The 20325-nt window shown below is 71.8% G+C and carries 15 protein-coding genes; 12 read left to right on the top strand and 3 right to left on the bottom strand.

The genetic code is table 11. The features are described from left to right. Window positions 1–8: 8 nt before the first annotated feature. The 3 genes from meaB to IE278_RS03355 are packed head-to-tail and all read right to left on the bottom strand — an operon-like array spanning window position 9 to window position 4980. Complete coding sequence (gene meaB, locus IE278_RS03365; RefSeq protein ID WP_189768485.1) at window positions 9–1001, bottom strand: methylmalonyl Co-A mutase-associated GTPase MeaB; 993 nt, start codon at window positions 999–1001, stop codon at window positions 9–11. Next, complete coding sequence (scpA, locus tag IE278_RS03360; RefSeq protein ID WP_189768484.1) at window positions 998–3172, bottom strand: methylmalonyl-CoA mutase; 2175 nt, start codon at window positions 3170–3172, stop codon at window positions 998–1000. The genes meaB and scpA overlap by 4 nt, the downstream gene beginning before the upstream one ends. Then, window positions 3172–4980, bottom strand: coding sequence for a methylmalonyl-CoA mutase family protein (locus tag IE278_RS03355; protein WP_189768482.1), 1809 nt, complete (start codon window positions 4978–4980; stop codon window positions 3172–3174). Before IE278_RS03355 ends, scpA begins: the two co-directional genes overlap by 1 nt. Window positions 4981–5151: 171 nt before the next feature. Here IE278_RS03355 and IE278_RS03350 point away from each other — a divergent pair, with 171 nt between their 5' ends. The 12 genes from IE278_RS03350 to IE278_RS03295 all read left to right on the top strand — a co-directional run bounded on the left by IE278_RS03350 (window position 5152) and on the right by IE278_RS03295 (window position 20264). Beyond that, a complete protein-coding gene (locus IE278_RS03350) occupies window positions 5152–5505 on the top strand; it encodes a hypothetical protein (protein ID WP_373311871.1) in 354 nt (117 codons plus the stop codon). Continuing rightward, window positions 5505–7895, top strand: a complete 2391-nt coding sequence (locus IE278_RS03345) for a heavy metal translocating P-type ATPase (protein WP_189768480.1) — start codon at window positions 5505–5507, stop codon at window positions 7893–7895. The genes IE278_RS03350 and IE278_RS03345 overlap by 1 nt, the downstream gene beginning before the upstream one ends. After that, window positions 7892–8416, top strand: a complete 525-nt coding sequence (locus IE278_RS03340; protein WP_189768478.1) for a copper chaperone PCu(A)C — start codon at window positions 7892–7894, stop codon at window positions 8414–8416. The genes IE278_RS03345 and IE278_RS03340 overlap by 4 nt, the downstream gene beginning before the upstream one ends. A gap of 18 nt (window positions 8417–8434) precedes the next feature. Next, entirely contained in the window at window positions 8435–9154 is a 720-nt protein-coding gene (locus tag IE278_RS03335; RefSeq protein WP_189768476.1) for a hypothetical protein, read from the top strand. 305 nt (window positions 9155–9459) lie between these two features. Continuing rightward, the gene (locus tag IE278_RS03330) at window positions 9460–10056 is read left to right on the top strand and encodes a sigma-70 family RNA polymerase sigma factor (RefSeq protein WP_246569796.1); all 597 of its coding nucleotides are present in this window, start codon (window positions 9460–9462) and stop codon (window positions 10054–10056) included. A 128-nt stretch (window positions 10057–10184) separates the two neighbouring features. Continuing rightward, window positions 10185–10937: an aspartyl/asparaginyl beta-hydroxylase domain-containing protein gene (locus tag IE278_RS03325; protein WP_189768471.1), complete on the top strand. Its 753-nt coding sequence runs from the start codon at window positions 10185–10187 to the stop codon at window positions 10935–10937. Then, complete coding sequence (locus tag IE278_RS03320) at window positions 10937–12319, top strand: MFS transporter (protein ID WP_189768469.1); 1383 nt, start codon at window positions 10937–10939, stop codon at window positions 12317–12319. Before IE278_RS03325 ends, IE278_RS03320 begins: the two co-directional genes overlap by 1 nt. Before the next feature lie 77 nt (window positions 12320–12396). Beyond that, on the top strand, window positions 12397–13287 hold the full coding sequence (gene scoE, locus IE278_RS03315; protein WP_189768467.1) for a (3R)-3-[(carboxymethyl)amino]fatty acid oxygenase/decarboxylase: 891 nt from the start codon (window positions 12397–12399) through the stop codon (window positions 13285–13287). Continuing rightward, a complete protein-coding gene (gene scoD / locus IE278_RS03310) occupies window positions 13284–13811 on the top strand; it encodes a (2E)-enoyl-ACP glycyltransferase (RefSeq protein ID WP_189768465.1) in 528 nt (175 codons plus the stop codon). Before scoE ends, scoD begins: the two co-directional genes overlap by 4 nt. Before the next feature lie 48 nt (window positions 13812–13859). Then, window positions 13860–15437 carry a fatty acid-ACP ligase ScoC gene (gene scoC, locus IE278_RS03305; protein ID WP_189769066.1) on the top strand — a complete coding sequence of 526 codons (1578 nt, stop codon included), beginning with the start codon at window positions 13860–13862 and terminating at the stop codon, window positions 15435–15437. Window positions 15438–15499: 62 nt separating this feature from the next. Beyond that, window positions 15500–15757 carry a phosphopantetheine-binding protein gene (locus tag IE278_RS03300; protein ID WP_189769065.1) on the top strand — a complete coding sequence of 86 codons (258 nt, stop codon included), beginning with the start codon at window positions 15500–15502 and terminating at the stop codon, window positions 15755–15757. Beyond that, window positions 15744–20264 (top strand): non-ribosomal peptide synthetase, encoded by a 4521-nt coding sequence (locus tag IE278_RS03295; protein WP_189768462.1) that lies wholly within the window; start codon window positions 15744–15746, stop codon window positions 20262–20264. The genes IE278_RS03300 and IE278_RS03295 overlap by 14 nt, the downstream gene beginning before the upstream one ends. Window positions 20265–20325 lie beyond the last annotated feature (61 nt).

The following is a 20325-nucleotide window of genomic DNA, read 5'->3' as shown; positions in this document are numbered from 1 at the left end:
GCTGACCGTCAGCCCTCGCCCGCCCCCGCGTCGTTGAACGTGCGCAGGATCCGCTCGGCGGCGAGCGTGGCCGTCAGCTCGCCGTTGCGCACCTGCTCCTCCAGTCCGGGCGCTAGGGCACGTACGGCCGGATCGGCGTGCAGACGGCCCAGCAGCTCGTCGCGGACCATGGTCCAGGTCCAGTCGACCTGCTGGTCCCGGCGCTTGGCGGCGAGCCGGCCGCTGGAGCCGAGGAGTGTGCGGTGCTGCTCCAGCCGCTCCCACACGGTGTCCAGGCCGGCCGACTCGCGGGCACTGCAGCTCAGTACGGGCGGGGTCCAGGCCGCGTCCTTGCCGTGCATCAGCCGCAGGGCGCCGGCCAGTTCCCGGGCGGCGGCCTTGGCGTCGCGTTCGTGCGGGCCGTCCGCCTTGTTGACGGCGATCACGTCGGCCAGTTCCAGGACGCCCTTCTTGATGCCCTGGAGCTGGTCGCCGGTGCGGGCCAGCGTCAGCAGCAGGAAGGAGTCGACCATGTTCGCGACCGCGGTCTCCGACTGGCCGACGCCGACCGTCTCCACCAGCACCACGTCGTAACCCGCCGCCTCCATGACGACGATCGACTCGCGGGTCGCCTTGGCGACCCCGCCGAGCGTGCCCGCGGTGGGGGAGGGGCGGATGAACGCCGCCGGGTCCACGGCCAGGCGCTCCATCCGGGTCTTGTCGCCGAGGATCGAGCCGCCCGTACGGCTGGACGACGGGTCCACCGCCAGGACCGCCACCCGGTGCCCGAGGCCGGTCAGCATCGTGCCGAACGCGTCGATGAACGTCGACTTGCCGACACCCGGGACACCGCTGACGCCGATCCGCCGGGCCCGCCCGCTGTACGGAAGCAGCTCGGTGAGCAACTCCTGCGCCAGCGAACGGTGCTGGGGCCGGGTGGACTCGACGAGCGTGATGGCGCGCGCGATCAGCGCCCGCTTCCCGTCGAGCACCCCCTTCACATAGGTGTCGAGTTCGATCACAGGTCGTGCCCGAGACCGGTCGCGAGCCGCTGGACGAGGTCGTACGCAGCGTCCGGGATCACCGTCCCGGGGGGGAACACGGCCGCCGCGCCCATCTCCAGCAGCGTCGGCACGTCCTGCGGCGGGATCACCCCGCCGACGACGACCATGATGTCCTCGCGGCCCTCCGCCGCCAGCTCCTCCCGCAGCGCCGGTACGAGCGTGAGGTGCCCGGCGGCGAGCGACGAGACGCCCACGATGTGCACGTCCGCCTCCACCGCCTGACGGGCCACCTCACCCGGCGTCTGGAACAGCGGGCCGACATCGACGTCGAAGCCGAGGTCGGCGAAGGCCGTGGCGATCACCTTCTGGCCGCGGTCGTGGCCGTCCTGGCCCATCTTGGCGACCAGGATGCGCGGGCGGCGGCCCTCGGCCTCCTCGAAGGAGTCCACGAGCGTACGGGTGCGGTCCACGGCCGGGGACTCCCCTGCTTCGTTGCGGTACACACCGGCGATCGTACGGATCTGGCCCGCGTGCCGCCCGTACACCTTCTCCAGCGCGTCCGAGATCTCCCCGACGGTCGCCTTGGCGCGGGCCGCGTCCACCGCCAGCTCCAGGAGGTTGCCCTCGCCGCCGGCCGCCCGGGTCAGGGCGTCGAGCGCGTCCTGGCACGCCCCCGCGTCGCGCTCGGCCCGCAGCCGCCGCAGCTTCTCGATCTGCTGGGCGCGCACGGAGGAGTTGTCGACCGTGAGCACGTCGATCTGCTCGTCGGTTGCGACGCGGTACTTGTTGACACCGATCACCGGCTGCCGGCCGGAGTCGATCCGGGCCTGCGTACGGGCCGCGGCCTCCTCGATGCGCAGCTTGGGGATGCCCGCGTCGATGGCCTTGGCCATACCGCCCGCCGCCTCGACCTCCTCGATGTGCTGCCAGGCCCGCCGCGCGAGGTCGTACGTCAGCTTCTCGACGTACGCGCTGCCGCCCCACGGGTCGATGACCCGGGTCGTGCCCGACTCCTGCTGGATCAGCAGCTGCGTGTTGCGGGCGATGCGCGCCGAGAAGTCGGTGGGCAGCGCGAGCGCCTCGTCCAGGGCGTTGGTGTGCAGCGACTGGGTGTGGCCCTGCGTCGCCGCCATCGCCTCCACACACGTACGCGTCACGTTGTTGAACACGTCCTGCGCGGTCAGCGACCAGCCGGAGGTCTGCGAATGGGTGCGCAGGGAGAGCGACTTGGCGTTCTTCGGGTCGAACTGCCGTACCAGCTTGGCCCACAGCAGGCGCGCCGCCCGCAACTTGGCGACCTCCATGAAGAAGTTCATGCCGATCGCCCAGAAGAAGGAGAGCCGTGGCGCGAACGCGTCCACGTCCAGGCCCACTTCACGGCCCGCCCGGATGTACTCGACACCGTCCGCGAGGGTGTACGCCAGCTCCAGGTCGGCCGTCGCCCCGGCTTCCTGGATGTGGTAGCCGGAGATGGAGATGGAGTTGTAGCGGGGCATCCGCTGCGAGGTGTACGCGAAGATGTCGGAGATGATCCGCATCGACGGCTTCGGCGGATAGATGTAGGTGTTGCGGACCATGAACTCCTTGAGGATGTCGTTCTGGATGGTCCCGGCCAGCTTCTCCGGCGGTACGCCCTGCTCCTCCGCCGCCACGATGTACAGCGCGAGGACCGGCAGCACCGCGCCGTTCATCGTCATCGACACGGACATCTTGTCGAGCGGGATCCCGTCGAACAGCTGACGCATGTCGAGGATGGAGTCGATGGCCACGCCCGCCATGCCGACGTCACCCGTCACCCGCGGGTGGTCGCTGTCGTAGCCGCGGTGGGTCGGCAGGTCGAAGGCGACCGAGAGACCCTTCTGCCCGGCGGCGAGGTTGCGGCGGTAGAAGGCGTTGGACTCCTCGGCCGTCGAGAACCCCGCGTACTGGCGGATCGTCCAGGGCTGGTTGACGTACATCGTGGGGTACGGGCCACGCAGGTACGGCGCGACGCCCGGGTAGGTCTCCAGGAAGTCGAGGCCCTCCAGGTCATGGCCGGTGTACAGCGGCTTGACCGCGATGCCCTCCGGGGTCTCCCAGAAGACCTCGTCGTCGCCGGTGGCGTGCTTGACGGCCGTGCGCCAGTCGTCGGGGCCGCCCGCGGCGGCCGGGGTCCCCAGCTGGATCCCGGAGAAGTCGGGGATTCCCATCAGGACACTCCCATGCGGTCGAGGGTGGCGGAGAGCACGGCGACGGCGTCGCAGCCCGCGAAGACGTACGCGTCGACATCCGGGTACTTCCCGGGACGGCCGGCGAGGAACACCTGCCGGGCACCCGCGGCCCGCAGCGCCCGGGCCGTGCTGGCGGCCTGCTCCTCGTACAGAGCGTCGCTGGAGCACAGACACACCTCGGTGGCTCCGCTGTCCTCGAAGGAGCCCTCCGTGACGGGCTCGATGCCGCCGGCCCGGAAGAGGTTCGAGACGAAGGAGGTCCGTGCGGTGTGCGCGGCGGCCGGGCCGATGGAGGCCAGGTAGACGCGCGGCCGGGTGCCGGTGGCGGCGAGATGCGCGTCGGACCGGGCCCGCAGCACCTCGAACGCCTCGTCGCGGCGCACCCTCGGGAGTCCGCCGGACGGCGGCTCGGCCACGGGCGCGCGCTCCGGGACGCGCTCGGTGAGGTTCGGGAACTCGCTGACGCCGGTGATGGGCTCGCGGCGCGTGGCGAGCTTCGCGCTGCGCGCCTCCCAGGTCCTGGCCAGGTCCTCGCCGAGACGGCCCGAGCGCAGGGCGGCCGCCTGACCGCCGAGCCCTTCGATCCGCTGGAAGAACTCCCAGCCCGCGTGGGCGAGTTCGTCGGTCAGTCGCTCCACGTACCAGGAGCCGCCCGCCGGGTCGATCACCCGGGCCAGATGTGACTCCTCGACCAGGATCGTCGAGGTGTTGCGGGCGATCCGGCGGGCGAACGCGTCCGGCAGCCCGAGGGCATGGTCGAAGGGGAGCACGGTCACGGCGTCGGCGCCGCCGACCCCGGCGGCCAGCGTGGCGATGGTCGTGCGCAGCATGTTCACCCACGGATCGCGGCGCGACATCATCACCGGCGAGGTCACGGCGTGCTGCACCTGCGCACCCGCCCGCGGCGCCCCGCACACCTCGGCGACCCGCGCCCACAGCCGGCGCGCGGCGCGCAGCTTGGCGATGGTGAGGAACTGGTCGGCGGTGGCCGCGTACCGGAACTCCAGCTGTCCGCAGGCCTGTTCGGCGGTGAGTCCCGCCTCGGTCAGCTCCCGCAGGTAGGCGACGCCGGTCGCCAGGGAAGCTCCCAGTTCCTGCGCGGCCGAGCCGCCCGCCTCGTGGTACGGCAGCGCGTCCACGGTCAGGGCGCGCAGCCCCGGGTACTCCTCGGCGCACCGCCGCGCGAGAGCTGCGACCGGGGCGAAGTCCAACGCCTCGCCACTGCGCGCCTCGTGGCCCAGCGGGTCCGCGCCCAGGCTGCCGCGTACCGCGTCCTCGGCGACGCCCCGCTCCTCGTACAGCCGCAGCAGCTCGCGCGCGGCCGGCTCGGTGTCACGTCCGGCGTCGAGGACGACGGGCGCCAGGTCGAGGAGGACGCCTTCGAGTGCCTGGGCGAGCGACGACACGGGGAAACCGCCCTCGCCGACGACCAACCAGAGCGAGCTGACGCCGTTCTCCAGGTCCGCGAGGACCGCGGCACCGTCGGCCGTCGTGTGCCGCTGGCGTACACCCCAGCCGCCGACGGTGTTCCCGTCGGGCCTGCCCCCTCGTACGAAGGGCGCGAAGCCGGGGAAACCGGGATCAGGGGCCTCGTCGTGCGCCGTGTACAGAGGCCGGGTGGCGAGCCCGTCCTCCAGCGCGGTGGACAGGGCTGCCTCCGCCGTCTCGTCCGAGACCTCCTTGCCCGACTTGTTCAGTACGCCCGCCACGAGGCGTCGCCACTGTTCATGTGTCGCGGAAGGAAACTCGGCGGCCAGCGAGAGCCCGTCGTTGGGCAGGACCGTCATGCTCGGATGCTAGGGCAGATTCCTCGAGTCGCAGCAGAGGCGAGAGCTGTGACCTTGCCCTCGCGGCCTCGGTGACCTCCGCCTCACCGGTCACGCGCACCTCCGGGAGGCACACCCGAACAGCCGCCACTCGTGTGACGCGGGCCACAGACGTGCCGAGGAACCCCGCTCGTGGCCGGCCCGACTACTGAGGCGGTTCGGCGCGAGCCCGGCGACGCCGTACGACGTGACCTGGAGACGCGGTTGATGGACGAGCCCCGGCAATCCCCCGTGAGCGGTGCGGCCGAGCGTCCGAGGAGGGCGGCACCCCCGCCCGCCCTCTGTGGCTTCCTCCTGCTGCTGGCACTTCTCTTCACGGCCTCCTACGTCGCTGGAGTCTCCGCCGGACCGGTCGCACCCGGAATGCACGGGCCGGCCGGTACGAGCGGCACCGGCACCGGCACCGGAGGGGCTGACGACACGGGAGACGGCGGGGACAGCGGAGACATGGGTGGCATGGGCGGCACGCATGAGGGAGGCCGCTGATGGGCGCGGAACCAGTGACCACCCTGGTCACCACCGATCTGACCGTCGGCGGAATGACCTGTGCGGCCTGTGTGAACCGGGTGGAGAAGAAGCTGCGCAGGCTGGAGGGGGTCACGGCGACCGTCAATCTGGCCACCGGCACGGCCCGCGTGACCCATCCGGCGGGCATCGGCCCCGGCGAACTCATCGCGACCGTGGAGAAGGCCGGATACACCGCCGCCATACCCGAACCACCCAGGAGCGAGAAGCGGAGGCCCCCGGCCGACGGAGAGTCCGCATCCGCATCCAGGTCCGAGTCCGAGTCCGAGTCCGAGTCCGAGGCTGCCAGGTCCGCACGGGACCGGCTGATCGTCACGGCCCTGCTCGCACTGCCCGTACTCGTCCTGTCGATGGTGCCCGCGCTCCAGTTCCGTGACTGGCAGTGGCTGTGCTTCGCCCTCACCGCGCCCGTCGCCGTGTGGGGCTCCTGGCCCTTCCACACCCGCGCGGTACGAGGTCTGCGGCACTCCGCGGCGACGATGGACACCCTCGTGTCGCTGGGCGTACTGGCCTCCTTCTCCTGGTCGGCGTACGCGCTCTTCCTCGGCGGCGCCGGTGACCCCGGGATGCGGATGCCGTTCACGCTCGTGCCCTCCGTCTCGGACGGTGTCGCGCACATCTACCTCGAAGCTGCGGTAGGCGTACCGCTGTTCGTACTGGCGGGCCGCTTCCTGGAGGCCAGGGCCCGGCGCGGGACCGGGGCGGCGCTGAGATCGCTGGCCGGACTCGCCGCCAAGGAGGTGGCGGTCCGCGTGGACGGCACCGAACGGCTCGTCCCCATCGAGGAGTTGCGGGCCGGTCAGGTCTTCGTGGTGCGGCCGGGGGAGCGGGTCGCCACCGACGGGGAGGTGACGGCGGGCAGTTCCGCGGTGGATCTGTCCCTGGTCACCGGTGAGACCGAGCCGATCGAGGTCGGGCCGGGCTCGGCCGTGGTCGGCGGGGCCGTCAACTCCGGCGGGCTCCTCCTCGTACGGGCCACGGCGGTCGGCGCGGACACGCAGCTCGCCCGTATCACCCGCCTGGTCGTCGAGGCGCAGACCGGCAAGGCGCGCGCCCAGCGGCTCGCGGACACGGTGGCCGGTGTGTTCGTGCCTGTCGTCCTGGCGTTGGCCGTGACCACCCTGGGGTTCTGGCTGGGCGCCGGTGCCGACGCGCAGGCGGCCGTCACCGCGTGCGTGGCCGTCCTGGTCGTGGCCTGCCCCTGCGCGCTGGGCCTCGCGACCCCGACCGCGGTGATGGCCGCGACCGGGCGGGGCGCCCAGCTCGGCGTCCTGGTCACCGGCCCGCAGGCCTTGGAAGGGCTGCGGCACGTCGACGCCGTCGTCCTGGACAAGACCGGCACGCTCACCTCCGGCCACATGAGCGTCACCGCGGTCACCGCAGTGCCGGACGGGCTCGGCAGGGACGCGGTGCTGCGGCTGGCGGGGGCCGTGGAGCAGGGCTCGGAACATCCGCTCGGCCGCGCTGTCACCGCGTACGCGCGGCGGGAGCCGGCCGCGGGCCGACAACTGCCGGGAGCTCCGGAAGAGGCGGCTGCGGTGCCTGGGACCCCTGCGATGTCTGCGGTGTCCGGGGTGCCTCGGCTGCCTGGGGTGAGTGAGTTCCGTGCTCTGCCGGGGCGGGGAGTGCGCGGCCGGGTCGAGGGGCGGCTCGTGGAAGTACTCGCCCCGGACGACGAGACGCGGATGCCCGACGCGCTCGCGGACGCCCTGTCGGCGGCCGAGGCCGCCGCCCACACGCCCGTCGTGGTCCGGGTCGACGGCACGGTCGAAGCCCTGATCGCGATCGGGGACGTCGTACGGCCCGGGAGCTATCGGGCCGTCGAGCGGCTGCGCCACCTCGGAGCGCGCCCCGTGCTCGCGACCGGCGACCGGGAGGCGCCCGCCAGGGCCGTCGCGTCCGCCCTGCGGATCGACGAGGTGCACGCCCGCCGCAGACCCGAGGACAAGGCCGACCTCGTACGGGACCTTCAGGAGAAGGGGTACCGGGTCGCGGTCGTCGGCGACGGGGTCAACGACGCCGCCGCGCTGGCCGCTGCCGACCTGGGCATCGCCATGGGCGGCGGCACCGACGTGGCCATCGGGGCCGCCGACGTCACCTTGGTGCGCGGTGACATCGAAGCCCTCGCGGACGCGATCCTGCTCGCCCGGCGCACGCTGGGCACGATCCGCGCCAACCTCGTGTGGGCCTTCGGCTACAACGGCGTCACCGTGCCGCTCGCCATGGTCGGCCTGCTCAACCCGATGCTCGCCGCGGCGGCCATGTCGGCCAGTTCGGTGCTGGTCGTCGCCAACAGCCTGCGCCTGCGCGCCTGGCAGCCCTCACCCGCGGCCCGGAGGCGTACGCGATGACCGACCAGTCCTCCCTCTGGCGGCCGACGCGCCGCCGGCTCACCGACACCCTGCTCGCCGCGCTCGCGCCCGTCGCCGTGTCCGTCCTCGCTCTCGGTGGTCTGAGCATGTGGACCGTCCTCGGCAACGCGGGCAGCCCGGCCCGGATCGCGGTCACCGGCGGACGCCTGTTCCTGCCCACCGGTGACACCCCGGACACGGCGGCCTTCTTCCGGATCACCAACACCGGAGGCTCCGCGGACCGGCTGCTCAAGGTGACGTCCACCGAGGCCGACGGGGCCACCAGCCTCAGCCGCCATCGCATGACCGGCGCCCGCTCGGCCTCCGCGCGGACGGTGACCTCGGTTCCGATACCGGCGGGCGGCAGCATCGACATGTCCCCGAACGGCCTCGACGTGATCGTGCCGGCGAACGCGGACTGGCAGGTCGGCGACCTCGTGACGTTCACCCTGCACTTCGAGCGCAGCGGGGCGGTGCGGAGCGACGCGGTCGTGGACCGGCCGGGCGCGGGAGGGACGTGACCGCCGGATGAGGCCGTCATGACGGCCGGGTGGGGTGCCCGCACGGTCCGGGCCGCGGTGTTCGCGGCCGTCTGCGTGCTGCTCGCCGCGCTCGGGCATGTGCTGATGTCCGGTTCCGCCGTGCCCTGGTGGACGATGGCCGCCGGGTTCGCCGGCACCTGCGGCCTCGGCTGGTCCCTGGCAGGCCGCGAACGCGGGCTCCTCCTGGTGGTGTCCGCGACCGTCCTCGCCCAGGGCGCTCTCCACTCGGTCTTCTCGTGGGCCCAGTCGGGGCCCCGGTCGGGGTCCCGGTCGATGTCTGGGGGTTCCGGCACGGGTGGTTTGGTGGGTCATCTCGACATGGCGCACTCGGCGCATATGACCCATTCAGCGCACATGGCCGACTCCGCGTACACGGGGCATGCGGCGCACATGGGGCACGCGGCGCACCTCGGCCAGCAGGCCGTGGCGCACGACATGGGCGGCATCTCGTCGTTCGGCATGCTCGCCGCTCACGTGACGGCGGCCCTGCTGAGCGGCCTGTGGCTGGCTCACGGCGAGCGGGCCGCGTTCCGTCTGCTGCGGACCGTCGCGGGTTGGCTGGCCGCCCCACTGCGACTGCCGACCGTGGTCGCGCCCGTTCCGGCGTACCAGCCGGTTCGCACGCCGGTACGCGAGCGGGCGGAACGGGTGCCGGGGGCACCCCTCGCCGACCCGGTCCTCTCCCGGGGGCCACCGGCCGGAACCGCCGTCGGCTGAGACAGCCGGCTGCCCCGAGCCACCTCACCCACCCCCGCACCCCTTTCACCCGTCCCGGGACGCCACCGCACGGGTGCACCAACGTGCCCGGTACGGCGCCCGGTATGGCGCCCGGCACGTCGCTCGGTACGGCGCCCGTCGCGTCGCCCGGCAGGTCAGGGACGCGTCACGCCGCATGTCGGCGTGTCGCTGTGCGGGACCCCGGACAACCCGAGAAGGACCTCAAGGTGACCACTCCAGTTCAACCCGCTCCGCCTTCGAAGCACGCCGCTTCGGAGCATCAAGTGGCTGCAGAGAAAGGGGTGTTGACGGACCCCAGCACCTCGGACGCGCGCGACGAGTCGGCGACCGCCTGGGCGCTGGCCGCGAGAGGCGGCGACCCTTATGCGGTCGACCGGTTCGTACGCGCCCTGCGTCCCGACGTCGTCCGCTACATCACCCACGTCGGCGCCGACCACCAGGTCGCCGACGATCTGGCCCAGGACACGTTCCTGCGGGCGCTGGGCAGCCTGCACCGGTTCGAGGGGCGCTCGTCGGCGCGTACCTGGCTGCTGTCCATCGCCCGGCGCACGGTCGTCGACAGCTTCCGGTACGCAGCCGCACGGCCGCGGCTGGCCGACACGGACGACTGGACGATATGCGCCGACCGGGCACGGCCGAGCGGGCTGCCCGGCTTCGAGGAAGGCGTGGCGCTGCTCGACCTGCTGGACGCGCTGGCGCCCGAGCGCCGCCAGGCGTTCGTCCTCACCCAACTGGCCGGGCTGGCCTACGAGGAGGCCGCCGAATTCAGCGGCTGCGCCGTCGGGACGATCCGTTCACGGGTGGCAAGGGCCCGCGCGACCCTCGTCGAACTTCTCGCCCAGGCCGAGGAATCCCGTCTCCCGGCCACCGTGACCGGATGAGAACTCCCGCTTATTCGCGGGAACTCTCGCGCATCGGTGGCCGACTACTGAGGTGAAAGCGCAGACCCGGAACGCCGGCCACCGTACGAGGTCGTCGGCGGGACGGGACGCGGGACATGGAGAACCGTGTGACACCGGAAACAGAGAGCGCCTTCGCCGCGATCAGAGCCGAGTTCGGAAAGGGTTCGATCGACCGGGTCGAGCGGATGCTGGAGTCGGGCGGAAAGGAAAGGCATCCACTGCAGAAGGCGGCCAAGTGGATCCTGCCGGGAATCTCTCCCACCCCCTGGCACGATCCCTATGCGTACGCGGAACTGGCTCCCCTGGTCCGTGCATTGGAGGCCGATCATCGGGCGGTCAAGAAGGAGTTCGGTTCCGCGTGGGCCGACCGGCGTGCGGTGTTCTCGGACTACGAGCACTATCTGACACGCCAGCAGGACTGGCAGGCGCTCTACCTTTTCCGCGGAGGCGGCCCGGTCGAGGAGTCGGCCGCTGTCGTCCCCACCGCTCATCGGGTGCTGAAGGAATTCGCCGTCGATACGGGCATCCTGTGCCCCCTCCTGGAATGCCATTTCTCCACACTGTTGCCCGGCGCCGTCATCGAACCCCATTGCGATCTGTGGAACTTCAGCATCAATCTGCATCTCGCGGTGGACATCCCCGACGGGTGCAGCGTCACGGTCGCGGGAGAGACGCGTTCGTGGGAGGAGGGAAAGTGCCTGCTCTTCGACTACTCCTTCGAGCACGAGGCACGCAACGAAGGCTCCGCACCGCGGACCTGTCTGCTCGTCGACCTCTGGCATCCAGAAACCACCGTTCCGGAACGCCGGGCGCTGGAGACCGTCGTGCACGAGGTCCGTCGGCTCATGCGGGCCGAGTGATGCGCCATCCGCTCGGGCTTCCGCTGGCGGTGCTGGCGCTGGGGCAGATCGTCATCTCGCTCGACTACAACATCGTGTACGTGGCCCTGCCCGACATCGGCGCCGGGCTGGGGTTCTCCGACCACGACCTGCAGTGGGTGGTGAGCGCCTACGTCGTGGCCACGGGAGGTTGCCTGCTGCTGGGCGGCCGGGCCGCCGACCTGCTCGGCAGGCGCCGGATGTTCGTCGTCGCGGCGCTGCTCTACGCGGGCTCGTCCCTGGTGGGCGGCCTGGCGCAGTCACCCGGCGTACTGGTCGCCGTCCGGGCGGTCCAGGGCATCGGGGGATCCCTGCTGTTCCCGGCGACGCTGTCCCTGATCGGCACCCTGTACGAGGAGGGGCGCGACCGGAACCGTGCCCTGGCGGTCTGGGGCGCCGCGGGAGCGGGCGGGCTGTGCTTCGGATCCCTGCTGGGCGGGGTGCTGGTGGAGGCGTTCGGCTGGCCGTCGGTGTTCTTCGTCAACGTGCCGGTGGCGGGAGCGCTCGCGGTGGCCGGACGGCTGCTCTTCCCGGCCGACGGACCGCGGGACCGCTCGCGGAGCTTCGACGCGGCGGGTGCGCTGACCGCGACGGGCGGTGTCACCCTCCTGGTGTTCGTGCTGGTGCGGGCACCCGCCGAGGGCTGGGCGACTCCCACGGTCCTCGTGAGTGCCGTGCTCTCCCTCGGACTGCTGGCGCTCTTCGGCGTGGTGGAGCGCCGGTCCCGTGACCCGCTCCTGCCGGCGAGGCTGCTCGGCCACCGAGGTCTGCTCACCGCCCTGGGGACCGCCGCCCTGTTCGGTGCCACCTTCAGTTCGGTCCCGTACTTCCTGACCCTGTACTTCCGGACGGTCCAGGGATACGGCGCGGCCGCGACCGGGCTCGCGTTCCTGGTGCCCGCCCTCGTGGTCGCCGTCGGCACCCAGGCCGGCGAGCGGGCCGTGTCCGTCCTCGGCGTCCGCCGGATGCTGGTCGGCGGGATGGTACTGGGCGCCACCGGAGCCGCGGCACTGGCTCTGGCGCTGACCTCGGACGGCTCGTATCCCGAGCTGCTGCCGGGGATCGTCCTGCTGGGCCTCGGCCAGGGAGCCGCCTGGACGGGGATGTGGATCGCCGCGTCCGCCGGGGTCGCCCCCGGTGACCAGGGCGTCGCCTCCGGGATGGCGTCGACCGCCTTGCAGGTCGGTGGTGCCGTGGGCCTCGCCGTACTGGTCGCGGTGGCCGGCGGCGTCGGGCAGAACGCCTCAGGCCCCGCCCTCGTCGACGGCATCCGTACCGCCGTCCTCGCCACGGCGGGAGGCATCGGCTGCGGCGCGCTCGCACTGTTCGCCCGCCACCGGTCGACGGGACGCACCACGCCCTGAGCAGTGCCCATCAGTAACCGGCCGGGACAACGAGCTACTGCCAACCGGTCGTCCCCACACAGGAAAGGCAGCACCCCATGCAGATCGAAGACCAGCCCGGTGACGCGATCGGCGTGAGCGTCGGGGGATTCGACCACCTCGACGCCTCCGACGCCGACATCGACGCCCTCAAGAACACCGTCTACACGAAGAAGATCGCAGTCCTGAAGGGACAGCACCTGTCTCCACAGGAGTTCCTCGCGCTCGGCAGGCGACTGGGCCGTCCCGAGACCTACTACGAGCCCATGTACCACCACCCGGAGGTCACGGAGATATTCGTCTCCTCCAATGTCCCGGAGAACGGACAGCAGATCGGCGTACCGAGGACCGGCAAGTTCTGGCACGCCGACTACCAGTTCATGCCGGACCCCTTCGGTCTCACCCTGATATACCCCCGGGTGATTCCGGCGCGGAACCGGGGCACGTACTTCATCGACATGGGCCGGGCGTACGAAGGACTGCCCGAGGCGCTCAAGAAGGAGATCGACGGAACGTACTGCCGGCACTCCGTGCGCAAGTACTTCAAAATCCGTCCCCATGACGTCTACCGGCCGCTCTCCGAGATCATCGAGGAGGTCGAGCGGAAGACCCCGGCCGTCACACAGCCGACCACGTTCACCCACCCCATGACCGGCGAGACCGTTCTCTATCTCAGTGAGGGATTCACCGTCGGTATCGAGGACCGGACCGGGGAGCCGCTCGGCGAGGAATTGCTCACGCGCCTTTTCGAAGCCACCGGCCAGCTCGACGAGACCTTCGAGCACGACAACATCCATCTGCAGGGTTTCGAGCAGGGCGACTTGCTGGTCTGGGACAACCGCAGCCTCATCCACCGCGCCCGGCACACGGCCACTCCCGAGCCGACCGTCTCCTTCCGCGTCACCGTGCACGACGAACGCAGGCTCCACGACGGAATCGAGGCGGCATGACCACCCTCGTCGCGACCGAGTACCCCACGGACGAGCACCTGTTGGCGCGGGTGCTGACGCCCTACAAGGACCACTGCAAATACCTTCGTTCGGCCGTCGTCGTGTCCGAGGGCGCCGGACAGGCGTCCGCCCGCTGCGAGTTCGCCATCCCCGAGTCGTGCTACATCGACGACACCGGGCACCTGAATTCGGTCGAGGTGAACATCTGCTACAACCAGATGATGTATTACCTCGTCGCCAAGTCCGTAGAAGAGAGGCTGTTGACGGGGTTCGAGTCCTGGACGCTGGACGATTTCTGGAAGCACCAGCTCCCCGACATTCTCATCGCCCGGTTCGCCGCGAATTTCCGGCGGCCCGTCGATCCCCGTTCCTTCTCCGGGGAGATGGAATTCCGGTCCGTCACCCGCCGCGCCCAGGCCGACGGCTCCCCGTTCCTGCACGCGGAGACCGTCTACCGCTACCGGGACGCCGCGGCGGGCCGGTGCGACGGCAAGGCGGTCCTGGCGTTCGTCAACGTCCCCTGACGCGGGACGCGGATGTCCCCTGACCGAGTGACACGAGACGAGAGCGCCATGACGGTGACGACCACGGACAGACTCCACCACCCACAGCTCCGGACGCTCGTCCGGACGACGAGCTTCCACGCCGAGCACCGGCCCACCACCCCAGCCGTGCTCTGCGAGGGCCGCACACTGACGTACGGGCAGCTGCACGGCGAGAGCAATCGTGTGGCCCACGCCCTCCGGGCCGCCGGACTCGGACCGGGCGACCGGGTCGCCTACCTCGGCAAGGAGTCGGAGCACTACTACGAGGTCCTGTTCGGGTGCGCCAAGAGCGGGACGGTCCTCGTGCCCGTCAACTGGCGGCTCGCCCCGCCCGAGGTCGGCCACATCCTGCACGACTCGGGCGCCCGACTGCTGTTCCTGGAGGCCGAGTTCGGGCCGACCGTCGAGCGGATGCCAGGCTCACCCCCCGAGACGATCATCGCGTTGGACGACGGCTTCACCCCATGGAAGGCGTCCCACCCGGACACGGATCTGACCGCGGCGCCGCACGTCACCCCCGACATGCCGGTCGCCCAGCTCTACACCAGCGGCACCACCGGACTGCCCAAGGGTGTCGTCCTCGCCCACCGCAGCTTCTTCGCGATCAGGGACGCCCTGGCGAGCGAAGGGCTGGACTGGATCGACTGGCGTACCGGCGACATCGCCCTGATCGGCATCCCGGGATTCCACGTCGGCGGCCTGTGGTGGGCCACCCAGAACTTCAACGCGGGTACGACCGTGGTCGCGATGCGCGCCTTCGCCGCCCGCGAGGCCGTCGACCTCATCAGGGAACTCCGCATCACCACCGCCTGCGTCGTGCCCGCCATGCTCCGCATGATGCTCGGCGAACCCGGCGTCGGCGAACGGGACTTCACCACCCTGCGCAAGGTCGTCTACGGCGGCTCCCCGATCTCCGAGGCACTCCTGGAGGAGAGCCTCACCGTCATGGACTGCGAGTTCGCCCAGATCTACGGCCTCACCGAGACCGGCAACACCGCGGTGTGCCTGCCACCGGCCGCCCATGTCCCCGGCAGTCCCCTCATGCAGGCGGCGGGACGGCCCTATCCGGGCGTGCGCGGCAAAGTGATCGACGACGAGGGGCGCGAACTGCCGCCGGGCGCGGTCGGAGAGGTCTGCCTGGCCACGCCCGCGCACATGGTCGAGTACTGGGGCCTGCCCGAGAAGACCGCCGAGGTCCTGGTCGACGGCTGGATCCACACCGGGGACGCCGGATACATCGACGAGGACGGCTACGTCGTCATCCGGGACCGCATCAAGGACGCCATCCTCGTCGCCGGCGAGAACGTCTACCCCGCCGAGATCGAGAACGTCCTGGAAGGGCACCCCGGCGTCGCCGAGGCCGTCGTCGTCGGCGCCCCGGACGAACGCTGGGGCGAGTACGTACACGCCTTCGTCGTCCCCGCGCCCGAGCACCGGCCCACACCCCGGGACCTGCACACCTTCCTCGTCCCGCGGCTGGCGGGCTTCAAGCTGCCCGCCCGCTACGAACTCATCGACAGCGTCCCGCGCAACCCCAGCGGCAAGATCCTGCGCCGGGAACTGCGCGACCGCTTCTGGAGCGCCTCCTCCCGCAAGGTCAACTGACCGCGGCCCAGCCCGACGCACCCACGCACCCACGCACCCACGAGAGAGACCGCATGCCCGCTCTGCCTGCCCCCCTCACCCTGGACGGATTCCGCGCGGACCTGGCGGAGTTCCTGTACCAGCGGCCCGACGAGGTCGACCTCGAAGAGAGCCCCCTCCTCGCGGGGCTGGACTCCCTGCGCATCGTCACCCTCATCGAACGCTGGCGCGAGACCGGCGTGGACGTGACCTTCGTCGAACTCGCCGAGTGCACCTCGTTCGCCCAGTGGTGGCACCTGCTCTCCGCACGGCGGGAGGGAGCGGACCGTGCCGGCGCATGACGACGGCACGGCGGACCGCTCCGCGCTGCTCGCCGCACAGGAAGGCATCTGGACCGGCCAGCAACTGGACGTGGACAGCCCCGCGTACAACACGGCCGAGTACGTGCACATCACCGGACCGGTGGACCCGGCGCTCTTCGACTCCGCTCTGCACCAGGTCGTCGAGGAGACCCCCGCGCTGAACGTCACCTTCGTGGCCAACGCGGACGGCCGGCCCCGGCAGAGGGAGACACCGGCCGGGGACTGGCGGCTGCGCTCCGCCGACCTCACCGCCCGTCCCGACCCGTACGGGTCCGCCCTGGCGTGGATCGCCACGGACATGGCCCACTCCGTCGACCTCGTACACGGCCCGCTCTTCGGCCACGCCCTGCTGCGTGTCGCACCGGAGGAATACCTCTGGTACCACCGGGTGCACCACATCGCCCTCGACGGCTTCGGCCTGTCGCTGGTCGCCCGCCGCGTCGCCCACGTCTACACCGCCCTGACGAACGGCGAGCCCACGGGGGACAGCGGCTTCGGCACCCTGGCCTCCGTACGGGACGAGGAACGCGCCTACCGGGGATCGCCCCGCCTCGCCGAGGACCGCGCCTACTGGACGGACCGGTTCGCGGACCGTCCGCCGGTGGCCACCCCGGCCGGCCGTACGGCCCTGCCCGCACGCACCTTCCACCGCCGGGCGGCCGACCTCGGCGCGGCCCGCACGAAGGCCCTGCGTACGGTCGCCCGCGACCTGAAGGTCACCTGGTCGGAGATCCTGCTGGCCGTGACGGCGGCACAACTGCACCGCGCGACCGGCGCACCGGAGATCGTCCTCAGCCTGCCCACGATGGGCCGGCTCGGCTCGGTCGCCCTGCGCGTGCCCTGCATGGTCCGCAACATCCTGCCCCTGCGCGTCGCCGTCTCCGCGTCGGACAGCGTGCGCGACCTGGCCCTGCGGATCTCCGCCGAACTGCGCGCGGGCCTGCCGCACCAGCGCTACCGCTACGAGCGACTGCGGCGCGACCTCGGACTCGTCGGCGGACAGCGCCGACTGTCCGGGCCGGGCGTCAACATCATGCCTTTCGCGTACGACCTGCGTTTCGCCGGACACCCCAGCACCGTCCACAACGTCTCCGCGGGGCCCGTCGACGATCTCTCCGTCAACGTGTACGACCGCGCCGAGGGCGGGGGACCGCGCATCGCGGTGGACACCAACCCCGGCCTCTACGACGAGGCGGCGACCGCCACGTTCCACGAGGAACTGCTCCTCCTGCTCGACCGGGCGCTCGCCGCTCCCTACAAGGCGCTCGCCACTCCCTACCGTGCGCTCGGTGGCACACGGGCCCCCGCGGAACCCCAGGTCCTGGACGGCGGGCCGCTGCCCGGCCCCGCCCGTCCGGTCCTCGACCTGATCGCCGAACACGCCACCCTGCGCGGCGGATCCGTCGCCGTCGAGCACGCCGGGCGAGCCGTCACCTATGGCCAACTGCTCGACTCCGCACGGGAGACGGCCCGCCGCCTGACCGTCCGGGGGATCGGCCGCGGCGATGTCGTGGCCGTCGTCCTGCCGCGCGGCATCGAGGCCGTCACCACCGTCCTCGGTGTCCTGCTGGCGGGAGCCGCCTACTGCCCGCTCGACCCGGCCGCGACCTCGGCACGCAGAGCGGCGCTGCTGGCCGACGTCCGCCCCGCACTCGTCCTGACCACCGGACCGGTACGGGAGGAGTCGCACCACGAGCCCGACGCACGGCGGTCTCCGGCACCCGCGCCGGACGACCTCGCCTACGTCCTCCACACCTCGGGCTCCACCGGGCGTCCCAAGGGCGTGGAGATCGGCCACCGTGCCCTCGCGCACTTCGTCGCCGGCGCCACCCACCGCTACGGCCTCCACCGCACGGACCGCGTCCTGCAGTTCGCCCCCCTGCACTTCGACACGAGCGTCGAGGAGGTCTTCCTCACCCTGTGCCGCGGCGCCACGCTCGTCGTCCGCGACGACGACATGACCGACTCGGTCCCCGGCTTCCTGGCCGCCTGCGCACGGCTGCGGATCAGCTTCCTCGATCTCCCCACCGCCTACTGGCACGAACTGGCCCACGCGCTCTCGGCGGACTCCGCCGACGCCCCGGCCCTGCCCGCCGGGATACGTACCGTCGTGATCGGCGGGGAGGCCGCCCTCCCCGAACGGGTCGACCGCTGGCGCGGGGCGGTCGGCACCTCGGTGCGGCTGCTGAACACCTACGGTCCGACCGAGGCGACCGTCGTCGCCACCGTCGCCGATCTGCACGACACCTCCCGCGCCGAAGGAGACGTCCCCATCGGACTGCCGCTCCCCGGCACCCGTGCCGCCGTCGTCGACGGTGAACTCCACCTCCTGGGCGACAACCTCGCTCGCGGCTACCGGGGAGCCCGGCCGCCGGACGCGTCCCGCTTCGCCCCGCTCGACCGGCTCCCCGGAGCGCCCCGTGCCTACCGCACCGGTGACCTGGTGCGTGTCGGCGACGACGGTCAACTGCGGTATCTGGGCCGGTCGGACGCGGAGTTCAAGATCAGCGGTCACCGGGTGCACCCCGCCGAGGTGGAGAACGCGCTCCTCACCCACCCGGGGGTCCGCGACACCGCCGTGGTCGGACACGTACGGGAGGACGGGACACGGCGCCTGATCGCGTTCGTCGTCCCGGACGGCCCGCCACCGGCGGCGACCCGGATCAGGGACCACCTCCGGGCGACACTCCCCGCCGCGATGATCCCCTCGGCTGTCGAGTTCCTGGACCACCTGCCTCGTACCGGCTCGGGAAAGACCGACAGGGACGCGCTGGTGCGGCAGGCGTCCCGCCCCGGCGCGCTGAAGGGCACGTCCGACGGCCCGCCGGTCGCGTACGAGGCCGAGTCCGCCGACCCGTTGGAGCGGACCGTCGCCACCGTCTGGCAGCGGGCGCTCGGCATCACCGCCCTCTCCGGGCGGGACGACGTCTTCGACCTGGGCGCCCAGTCCCTCCAGGCCATCCAGGTCGCCAACCGCCTCGGCAGCGAACTCCACCGGGAGGTGAAGGTCGCCTGGCTCTTCCAGCACCCGACCCCCGCCGGGCTGGCGGAATTCCTGGCACGGCAGGCCCGGGCGCCGCGGCCGTCCGTCGCCGCCGGGCTGCCGGCCACCCTGCTCGCGGACAGCGTCCTCGACCCGGACATCCGGCCCCAGCCCCAATCCCGGTCCCGACTCCGGCCCGGCGACGGGTCCCGGGCGGGACGCACCCCCGACCGGATCCTCCTCACCGGTGCCACGGGCTTCGTCGGCGTCCACCTGCTGGCCGAACTCCTGACGAGCACGAGCACGAGCACGGGCACGGGCACGAGCACGAGCACGAGCACGAGTACCGGTACAAGTACGGGCACGAGCACGGGCGTGCGTACGGATGAGGGCCCCGAGGTCGTCTGTACCGTCCGGGCCCGGAGCGCCGCCGAGGCCGCCGCCCGTATCCGGGAGGCCCTGAGGACCCACCGGATCCACCTTCCCGGCCCGGCGCTGCGGCGCGTCACCGCGATCCCCGCGGATCTCTCCCGCCCCCGACTGGGCCTCGAAGAAAGGGACTTGGCGGAACTGGGCCGTACCTGCCGAGCGATCTTCCACAACGCGGCGACCGTCAGCATCCTGCGCGAGTACGCCACGCTCCGCGCCGCCAACACCGAGTCGACCAGGGACCTCCTGCGCCTGGCGGCGGCACACTCGATCCCCCTGCACCATGTGTCGACCCTCTCGGTCGCCCCGCCACTCGCCCTCAGCCGTGAGGTACCCGAAACCTTCATCCCGCCCCACTGCGGACTCCGCTCCGGCTACCAGCAGTCGAAATGGGCGGCCGAGCGCCTGCTGGAACAGGCCGCCGAGAGAGGTCTGCCCGTCACCGTGCACCGGCTCGGCCGGGTCGTCGGCCCGTCCACCACCGGTTACGTGAACGAGCGGGACTTCCTGTGGAGCGTGCTGCGCGCCGGAGTGCCCGCCGGCATCGTCCCCGACCTGTTCGAGGAGGAGACCTGGACACCGGTCGACCAGGTGGCCAAGGCGCTCGTCCACCTCTGCCTCGTACAACCGCCCCCGGACGTCACCGTCTTCCAGCACGCGGCCACCGCGCCGGTGCGCCTGAACGACCTCTACACATGGCTGGGGGAGTACGGCTACCCGCTGCGCCGTATGACGACGGATCGATGGCGGACCGAACTGGCGCGCTCCTCGGACGCCTCCAAAGCCTCCAACTCCTCCAATGCCTCGCACGCCTCGGCCGCCTCGGACGCTTCGGATGCCTTGGGCGTCTCGGGCGTCTCTGCTTCTGCGGTGGCGACCACGCTCGCCTTCTTCGACTCCCAGGACGCGGAGTCGGCCGGACCGGACCTCCGGCTGGGCCGCGTGCGCTCCGACAACGTCAGGACGGGGCTGCGCGGCAGTGGCATCGCCTACCCGCCCATCGACCGGGACCTCGTCTTCCGCTACCTCGACCACTGCGTCACCAGCGGAAAGCTGCCCCCGCCCGCGAAGTAGTCACCGGCCGCCGGGAACTCGGCAGTTGACTCTCCCGACTACTGCAACAGAGCCGTTCGCC

The organism is Streptomyces tauricus, from assembly GCF_014650955.1.
GTDB classification, from domain to species: Bacteria; Actinomycetota; Actinomycetes; order Streptomycetales; family Streptomycetaceae; genus Streptomyces; species Streptomyces tauricus.
The sequence above is the reverse complement of the archived record's forward strand: the minus strand, read 5'-3'. Positions and strand labels throughout refer to the sequence as shown.